The organism is Sphingobacterium alimentarium (assembly GCF_004342685.1).
Lineage (GTDB): Bacteria > Bacteroidota > Bacteroidia > Sphingobacteriales > Sphingobacteriaceae > Sphingobacterium > Sphingobacterium alimentarium.
Genome location: NZ_SMBZ01000043.1, coordinates 25,022 through 33,644 on the forward strand (window position 1 = coordinate 25,022; position 8,623 = coordinate 33,644).

An 8,623-nucleotide genomic window follows, 5' to 3' on the forward strand; every position below is an offset into this window, starting at 1 on the left:
TTATTTTAACCAATTAGCTATAAGTGTCTTACCGTTGTCTGTGAGCACGGATTCAGGATGAAACTGCATACCTCGTACGTCATATTCTTTATGTGCAAGCGCCATGATGATGTTGTTTTCATCTACCGCCGTGACTTTCAATACGTCCGGAAGTGTCGACGGATCTACAGCCCACGAATGATAGCGACCTATTTTAGAGTCTCTAGGGAAATCCTGAAATAGTTTTTCACTTTCATCGGTCACGATGATGGACGAAGCCACTCCGTGAAGGGGTTTGGGTAAATTGAAAAGTGTACCTCCGAAGACTTCGGCTATAGCCTGCTGACCTAGACATACACCCAAAATGCTTTTTGTTGGCGCATATTTTCGAATCACATCCATCAATAATCCCGCTTCATTCGGAATGCCCGGACCTGGCGAAAGCAATATTTTATCAAATTGATCCACATAGTCGAGGTCAAATTTGTCATTTCTCACGACTTCGTAGGATTCATTTAGCTCTTGTAGCAGATGCACCAAATTGTAGGTGAACGAGTCGTAATTATCTATAACTAATATTTTATTTTTCATGGATGCCATAATCTTGATTTCCGAAAGAACCTTGTTCGGGCATATATCTGCTCTTGAGTTCTTTTAATTTTTCTGTATATGAATTTTCAAGTTCTACTAATTCTTGTATTCTAGTCTTTATCGTGTGAATGCTAGACTCCACCTGTTCTGCGTTTTCACAATACATCAATGGGCGTATCATATTGTCTGTGCTAATTCGAGCGCTCTTCTAAGCGCTGCGATTTTGTTATTTACTTCCTGTAATTCTTTTTCGGGGTCTGAATCTAAGACTATACCGGCACCGGCTTGATAATGCAAGACGTTCTTCTTACTTAAAAACGAGCGAATAATAATAGCATGGTTAAAATCTCCATTAAATCCCATATATCCTAATGCGCCCGAATAAAACGATCGCTGCATGCCTTCGTATCGGTCAATGAGAGTGATAGCCATGTGTTTGGGTGCGCCAGATAATGTTCCGGCAGGATATGTATCCCCCACAATATCGAATGGATTGGTGTTTTCATTGAGTTTGCCCGACACCTTTGAGACAAGATGGATGACGTGCGAATAATACTGCGCTTCTTTGTAAGACTTAACCTCGACCTGATGGCAATGTCTGCTAAGGTCATTTCGGGCCAAATCCACCAACATGACATGTTCGGAGGACTCTTTTGGATCATTCTTCAGTGTCTCGGCAATTTTTTCATCTTCTTCCATGTCGCCAGTACGTTTGAATGTTCCAGCAATAGGATAGATCGTAGCTTCGCCTTTTTTGATAGTGATCTGCGCCTCGGGCGAAGAACCAAATAATTTAAAATCGCCATAGTCAAAGTAGAATAAATACGGCGAAGGGTTGATGGAGCGGAGTGCCCGGTATACATTAAACTCATCACCTGCAAATGGTGTTGCAAAACCCCGTGAAGGCACAATCTGAAAGACATCGCCACGCTGAATGTGGGTTTTCATCTTCTCCACGAGCTGCATAAATTGATTATCCGTCAAGTTGGAGCTTTCGTCGCCTCTTGTTTGGAAGCTATACTCCGGGAAGTTTTTGTTCTGAATAATATATTCCAACCGTTCTAAATCGGATGCCTCATCATCCAATAGATGTTCGAATATAAACAGTTGGTTGCGAAAGTGGTCAATAGCGATCACATACTTATATACATGATATTGCATTGCCGGTATCTTGCGCGCCTCATTCGGGGCAACTGTAAGTTTGATGTCTTCAAAATGTTCTACCGCATCAAATGTGAAATATCCGAATAAACCATTGGAGATGACATTGACTTCAGGCAAGTGATTGGTCTCAAATGATTGTCTGAATAAGGATATTTCTTCTCTGAGATTGATATCCTGAGCGGATTTTACAACTTTGGTTTTGTTGGGGTATGTGATGGACAATTCGTCGTCATTGAGTACGATTCCGCTTATAGGCTGACAACAAATATAACTGATATTATTATCTCTACTGTGATATTCCGAACTTTCCAATAGTAGACTATTGGGGAAAGAGTCCCGTAGGCGGAGGTAAATGCTCACAGGTGTAGTGGTGTCAGCCAGAATTTTTTTATAAATAGTCTTAAAAGAATATTTCATTTTCCTTTTATAATTAAGTTTTGAATATAATAAAAAGCCCGATGTACTTGACATCGGGCTTAATGGTTTTGGTTGATTTAATAAAAATGTTATAATTATTACCAATAAGGATTGCTACCCGATGCTTGTTGCTTCAGGCCACCACCACAATTGATATGTATTATTCGTATTCATGTAAGTACAAATATTATAATAAGTTTTAATTAATCAAATATTTTTTATTAAAAAAATAATAAATACAAAGATATATTAATCTTTTAATAAGTCTGGTCTGCGATCTTTTGTGCGTTTGAGTTGCTCCTCATCACGCCATTCGTTGATTTTGGCTTCATTGCCACTTAATAGTACATCAGGTACGCGGTGGCCCCGCCACTCTGCAGGTCTCGTATATATTGGTGCATCCAATAGGCCGTCTTGGAAAGAGTCCGAAAGTGCCGAGGTCTCATCCGATAATACGCCGGGTATTAGACGAACCACTGCATCTACGACAATCGCCGCAGGAAGTTCTCCACCTGAAAGCACATAGTCGCCAATTGAAATTTCGCGTGTCACGAACACATCGCGTATGCGCTGGTCAATTCCCTTGTAGTGCCCACAAAGAATAATAATGTTTTCTTTGGTCGACAGGTCGTTAGCCATTTCTTGATTGAGAGTCACCCCATCAGGAGTCATATAGATGATTTCATCATACGTTCTTTCGCTTTGCAATTTTTCAATACATTGTGCAAAGGGTTCGATTTGCATGACCATCCCAGACCCACCACCATACGGATAGTCATCGACGGATTTGTGCTTGTTGACAGCGTATTCTCTCAAATTGTGAACATGAATCTCAGCAATCCCTTTTTTTTGTGCGCGCTGTAGAATAGAGTGCGCAAAGGGACTTTCTAATAACGAGGGCAAAACGGTGATGATGTCAAATCTCATGTTACAAAGATAGGAAAGATTGTATTCTATTTATTTTTTTGGGACAAAAAGGTACTACCAAATCCGTGAGCAAATGTTAATGTTTTGTTAATTTCGTGTTGGACGAAATAAAATTCTGCAGCTAGCGCCCTGAGTCGAATCTTTACTTAGTGGATTGTTTCTTGCATATTTTATATCTGTAATCGGGATTTTGTTTATATCTCATATCTAATTACATTTTTTATTAAAAAACTTGTAATAGCAACTTCTATATCATACATTTGCGATTCGTTTGTTAATTTTTGTTAAATAACCAAACGATATACTACCATTTATAATCGTCTATATTAATGAAAAGCCATCAATTACATGCGGCTTCATTAACGGATGATAGTATTTTTCTATTCCCTAGTAATGTTGTGTATGCAATTGTTTTAAGCATTTAAAAATATTTTTTAAAACAATTAATAAACACATGAAACAAAAGTTACTCAGTACTATGTTTGCGGTTGCTTGCATTGCAAGTGTATCGTATGCACAAGAACGTCAAGTGAGTGGTAAGGTAACATCTGCTGATGGGACGCCAATCAGTGGTGTTTCTATTGCGGTAGTTGGTACTACCAAGGCTACGCAGACTGACGCGTCTGGTAGTTTTACCTTGACTGTCAATCCAGGCGCTACGATCGAAGCTTCATCTATTGGATATACAGCACAACGCATTCTTGTTGGTAATTCTTCTGTTCTTACGATCGTATTAGCGAGTGAAGATACAGAGCTAGAAGAAGTAGTTGTAGTAGGTTATGGTAGCACAACTAAAGAAGCATTTACAGGATCAGCAAAAAGAATTGATGCTGCAAATATTGAAAAGAAAAATGTTTCTAATATTTCGCAAGCACTTACAGGTGAGGTTGCAGGTCTACAAGTTACGACTGCATCAGGTCAACCAGGTACTGCGGCTACAATTCGCGTTCGTGGTTACGGATCAGTAAATGGTAATAGAGATCCTTTATATGTAGTGGATGGTGTTCCATTTTCTGGTAACTTGACATCTATTAATAATGCTGATATTGCTAGTGTGACTGTATTGAAAGATGCGGCTGCGACAGCTATCTACGGTTCACGTGGAGCTAACGGTGTAATTATCGTGACTACTAAAACAGGTCGTGGTAAAGAGTCTTTTATAGAGGCTGATGTTAACTATGGTGTGAATATGTCATTATTGCCTCGTTACGATGTGGTAAGCACTCCAGAAGAATATGTAGCATTAGGTTGGGAAGGTTTATATAACTATGCACGTTTGTTAACTTCGAATGGTGCTCCAGCTTATACTACAGAAGCTCAATATATTAATTATGCTAATCAAATGTTGTTCAGATCGAATGGTATCGGTTTGAGACCTGCTAACAATATTTGGGAAACTTCGGATGTATCACAAATGATAGATCCTACTACGCGTACTTTTAAATCGGGTATCAACAGAAAATGGACTCCTGAAAATTGGGAGGATCACGCATTCCAAAATTCTAACCGTTTGGATGCAAACGTGAAATTTGGTGGTTCATCTGAAAAATCGGATTACTTCACTTCATTCGGTTACTTGAGTGATAATGGATACTCTGTAAATTCTGACTTCGAGCGTTTCTCAGGTCGTATGAATTTGAACCAAAAAGTTACGCCTTGGTTAAATGCTGGTGTAAACTTGAACTATGCACGTACGCAACGTAATAACAATGGTCAATCTTCAGATTCAGGTTCTATCTTCTGGTTTGTGGATAATATGCCATCAATTTATCCATTGTTCAAACGCGATGCTAATGGCGATAAAATCCCTGATAATATCTTCGGTGGTTACCAATATGATTACGGAGATAGCAACGGCCGTCGTTTTGGATCATTGACAAATGCGATTTCGGATGCTACTTACAATATCAACCGTCATATTAGAAACGAAATATCGGGTCGTGGTTATTTGAATTTCAATATCATGCAAGGTTTGACTTTCGAAAACTCACTAGGTATGGAGTATTATAACAATGTCTATACAAGTAGAGGTAACAAATTCTACGGATCTGCAGCGTCTCAAGGTGGTAGCCTTTACCGTCAGACAACAGAGTTGAAAAACTTAAACTTATTGAACTTATTACGTTACAAAACTTCATTTGACGGTGGTCACAACTTAGAAGCATTAGTAGCGCATGAGGTAACGGATTTCTCTCAAAATATCCAAACTATGTCTGGATATAACTTGGTAGACAACGATATCTTAGAGTTTAACAATGTTGCGGTATCGGATCCAGTGAGATCATATACTAACGATTATACTTTAGAAAGTTTCTTCGGACAAGTAAACTATGATTTATCACGCAAGTACTACTTATCAGGTACTATCCGTCGTGATGGTTCATCTCGTTTCTTAAATAATAAATGGGGTACATTTGGTTCGGTAGGTGCTGGATGGATTGTTTCTAATGAAGATTTCTTCAGCAGCAATTCCACAATTCCTTACTTGAAACTGAAAGCTTCTTACGGTTTATTAGGTGATCAAGCAGGCGTAGGATATTACTCAGGTTATGATTTGTACGATGTACAAAACGTAAATGACCAAGCAGCTACAATTTTCGAAACTAAAGGTAACCCTGATTTGACTTGGGAAACATCAAAAATGTTCCAAGTGGGTGCTGACTTTGAAATCGGAAAATATGTATCAGCAACAGTTGAATACTATGTTAAGAATACTTCTGATTTGATCTTCAACAAACGTTTCGGTACTTCTACAGGATACGCTTTAGTTAAAGTGAACGAAGGTAACTTAAGAAACCAAGGTTTAGAATTTGATGTAACAGGTCACATCTGGAAATCAGACAAAGGATACTTTGACATTAGTGTAAATGGTGAAACTTTCACTAACAAAATCACTAAAATGCCAAATGATCCTACTACAGGTCTACCTAAAGAAATCGACGTTCAATCACCATATGCGTGGGCACAAGATAAGTCTATCTATGACTACTACATGCGTGAATATACTGGCGTCGATCCTTTTGATGGTGCAAGTACTTGGAAAGTTTTCTATACAGATAACAATGGTAACGGACAGTTTGATAGCGGAGAGCAAATTACTTCATTATCTCAATTTGCAAATGTAAATGATCAAGAGATATTCGAAGGTACTACTAAAACGTATGCTCAAGCGACTCAATACTATGTAGGTAAATCATCATTACCAAAATTAAGAGGTGCATTCAATTTGAGAGCAGGCTATGCAAACTTTGATTTAGCAGCTCAATTTGTATACCGTTTAGGTGGTTATGCTTATGATTATGCATATGCAGGTTTGATGGGTAACGGTTATGTAGGTTCTAACAACTGGCATACAGACATGTTCAACAGATGGCAGAAAGAAGGTGATATCACTGATGTGCCTCGTATTTCAAACAACGCAGGTGTGGATCCTAACGTGACTTCATTGTCAACTCGTTTCTTAACTAAAGCTAATTACTTAGGATTGAACAATGTACGCCTAGGTTATACATTTACACAATCTTTCGTTAAGAATGCTGGTCTTGGCAACTTGAATGTGTGGGTATCAGGTGATAACTTATTTATTGCTTCTGCACGCAAAGGTTTCAACCCTTCAGCATCTGAAAACGGTAATACTAGCACATACACGTATTCACCACTATCTACATTCTCAGTTGGTTTACGCGCTAAATTTTAATCAAAATGACTAAAAGTAAATTATTATATATCGCATTAGCTGCTGCAACATTCTCGTTCAGTAGTTGTAAAAAGGATTTTTTGGAAAAAAATCCTACAGAAAAATTAACTCCAGAACAAACAAGTACGGAATCTCTAATCAGAGGCTTGTATGCGCAGATGTACCAAACGGGTACAGGTGGTACTACTGGCCATGATGACTTCGGTCAAAAAGGCTATGATATATACATGGACTTATTGTCGGGTGACGTTGCTTTAGAAGGTGTAAATTACGGATGGTATGAAACTATTGCCAATCTATCTGCTCCTATCAACTTCACTACCAACCCGAATTATACGCCTTGGAGATACTATTATGCAATGATTTATTCTGCAAATAGTATTATCGATAAATTGGGTGGTAATGATGCTGTTCCAGAATCCAAAAGTGATCAGTATGCTTATGCGCAAGCGAAAGCAGTACGTGGTAACTCGTACTTCTATTTAATGAACTTGTATTCTCCTGAATTGTATGGTACAGGATCACAAAAAGTGCTTCCATTATTGACATCATCTTCACAGATTAACCAACCTAAAGCTACTGCACAGGAGATCTTTGATGTAATTACATCAGATTTGACGCAAGCGGTAGAATTATTGCAAGGTTACTCTAGATCTACAAAAGGAGAAATCAACCAAAATGTAGCTAAGGGTATGTTAGCATATGCTTACGCTGCAAGAGGTACTAACGCGGATTGGCAGAAAGTAGCTGACCTTACTGGTCAAGTTATCTCTTCTGGTGCTTTCTCTCTAACTACATATTCTCAAGCAGCTGGTAACTTAACTATCGAGAAGCCTGCTAATGCAACAGGATATTGGGATTGGAATTATAAAGTTTCTAATTCAGACGCTGGATTTAATAATATTGAAACAGCAAGTTGGATGTGGGGTGCTGACATTCAGGTTTCCACAGGTCTTGACCTAGTATCATGGTGGGGACAGATGGATTTGTTTACTTACAGCTACACATGGGCAGGTGACCCTAAAGGTATCGATGCAGGTCTTTACGACTTGATCCCTGCTAATGATGTTAGAAAGAAACAATTCTACGCAGAGGCTGATTATTTACCTCTAGGTAAGTTTTTCGCTCCAGATCTAGTGGTAGGTGGTCAACGTACAATTACTACTGATTATCTTTATATGCGTATAGATGAAATGTATCTATTGAATGCTGAAGCAAATGCACAATTAGGACAAGATGCTAAAGCTATCGCATCATTGAAAGCTTTATTAGCACAACGTTACCAAAATGCGGCTGATTACGCTTATGTAAATACACTTTCAGGTCAAGATTTGATCAACGAAATTTATTTGCAAACTCGTATTGAATTATGGGGTGAGGGTAAATCGTATTTAGCATTAAAACGTAATAAAGGAACTGTAACACGTGGTGATAATCACTTATTCCACGTAGGTACTCCATACAAATATAACGCAGGCGAATTGACTTTTGAGATACCTCAGGCAGAGGTTATCAATAACCCTAATTTGAATAAATAGTTATTTTTGTGACCTTGTAGGTTGCTATTCTAAAAGCCGAAGATTTTATCTTCGGCTTTTTTTTGCTGCGCCCGGCATGGGCGATAACTCTAGGGTGCAAGTCCCGAACACGCCATTACAGTTGGAAGTGTTAGCCGAAGGCAAGGGTGTCCACCGTGAGGTGGAATCTGAAGGAAGCATTAGGCAAACTCTCGGTCTGACGGACAGAAACTACATATAAGGCCTAAGCTGCTGGATGAGGTTGCAACACAAACTAAAGTCCTATACTGTACAGAAGCATCAAGGTAAATGTAGCAGACACATGAGAGGA

At 38.7% G+C, this 8,623-nt stretch carries 6 protein-coding genes; 2 read left to right on the forward strand and 4 right to left on the reverse strand.

Features of this window, described 5'->3' with window-relative positions:
- The 4 genes from EDC17_RS13450 to trmD all read right to left on the reverse strand — a co-directional run bounded on the left by EDC17_RS13450 (window position 1) and on the right by trmD (window position 3,078).
- Window positions 1–570, reverse strand: coding sequence for an anthranilate synthase component II (locus tag EDC17_RS13450; protein ID WP_132778578.1), 570 nt, complete (start codon window positions 568–570; stop codon window positions 1–3).
- Window positions 560–751, reverse strand: coding sequence for a hypothetical protein (locus tag EDC17_RS13455; protein WP_132778579.1), 192 nt, complete (start codon window positions 749–751; stop codon window positions 560–562). Before EDC17_RS13455 ends, EDC17_RS13450 begins: the two co-directional genes overlap by 11 nt.
- Window positions 748–2,151: an anthranilate synthase component I family protein gene (locus EDC17_RS13460; RefSeq protein WP_132778580.1), complete on the reverse strand. Its 1,404-nt coding sequence runs from the start codon at window positions 2,149–2,151 to the stop codon at window positions 748–750. Before EDC17_RS13460 ends, EDC17_RS13455 begins: the two co-directional genes overlap by 4 nt.
- A gap of 249 nt (window positions 2,152–2,400) precedes the next feature.
- Complete coding sequence (gene trmD, locus EDC17_RS13465) at window positions 2,401–3,078, reverse strand: tRNA (guanosine(37)-N1)-methyltransferase TrmD (RefSeq protein WP_132778581.1); 678 nt, start codon at window positions 3,076–3,078, stop codon at window positions 2,401–2,403.
- Window positions 3,079–3,532: 454 nt separating this feature from the next.
- Between trmD and EDC17_RS13470 the strand changes: the two genes are divergently transcribed.
- Together EDC17_RS13470 and EDC17_RS13475 are read left to right on the forward strand one after the other, a co-directional pair.
- The gene (locus EDC17_RS13470; RefSeq protein ID WP_132778582.1) at window positions 3,533–6,775 is read left to right on the forward strand and encodes a SusC/RagA family TonB-linked outer membrane protein; all 3,243 of its coding nucleotides are present in this window, start codon (window positions 3,533–3,535) and stop codon (window positions 6,773–6,775) included.
- Between the two features lie 5 nt (window positions 6,776–6,780).
- On the forward strand, window positions 6,781–8,313 hold the full coding sequence (locus tag EDC17_RS13475; RefSeq protein WP_132778583.1) for a RagB/SusD family nutrient uptake outer membrane protein: 1,533 nt from the start codon (window positions 6,781–6,783) through the stop codon (window positions 8,311–8,313).
- Window positions 8,314–8,623 lie beyond the last annotated feature (310 nt).

Bases quoted from the DNA above. Each gene is read 5' to 3' on its own strand.
- EDC17_RS13450 (WP_132778578.1), bottom strand. From the start codon at position 570: ATGAAAAATAAAATATTAGTTATAGATAATTACGACTCGTTCACCTAC.
- EDC17_RS13455 (WP_132778579.1), bottom strand. From the start codon at position 751: ATGATACGCCCATTGATGTATTGTGAAAACGCAGAACAGGTGGAGTCT.
- EDC17_RS13460 (WP_132778580.1), bottom strand. From the start codon at position 2,151: ATGAAATATTCTTTTAAGACTATTTATAAAAAAATTCTGGCTGACACC.
- trmD (WP_132778581.1), bottom strand. From the start codon at position 3,078: ATGAGATTTGACATCATCACCGTTTTGCCCTCGTTATTAGAAAGTCCC.
- EDC17_RS13470 (WP_132778582.1), top strand. From the start codon at position 3,533: ATGAAACAAAAGTTACTCAGTACTATGTTTGCGGTTGCTTGCATTGCA.
- EDC17_RS13475 (WP_132778583.1), top strand. From the start codon at position 6,781: ATGACTAAAAGTAAATTATTATATATCGCATTAGCTGCTGCAACATTC.